The 261-nt window shown below is 60.2% G+C and carries 1 pseudogene; it reads right to left on the bottom strand.

The features are described from left to right. A pseudogene (locus D3227_RS40960) lies at window positions 1-209 on the bottom strand (IS6 family transposase); the annotation flags it as partial. Between the last annotated feature and the right edge of the window lie 52 nt (window positions 210-261).

Here is a 261-nt window from a genome sequence, read left to right as displayed (position 1 = left end):
GCTGCTTGCGGTGAAGGCGACGCGCGTAGTCGGGCCCGAATTTCTTTCCCCACCGGCGGATCGTCTCGTAGGAAACGACAATGCCGCGCGCCAGCAGCATTTCCTCGACCAAGCGCAGGCTCAGCGGAAACCGAAAATAGAGCCACACCGCATGGGATGACCTCAGGCGGGAAACGATGGCGCTTGTAGTTGATGGCAGACGCGTTCATGCCAGTGCGTCTATCGCCGCGATACCTGACAAGCAGTTACCGTGACATCGCC

It is taken from the genome of Mesorhizobium waimense (assembly GCF_003601975.1).
Lineage (GTDB): Bacteria > Pseudomonadota > Alphaproteobacteria > Rhizobiales > Rhizobiaceae > Mesorhizobium > Mesorhizobium waimense.
This window is presented reverse-complemented; position numbering and strand designations above follow the sequence as displayed.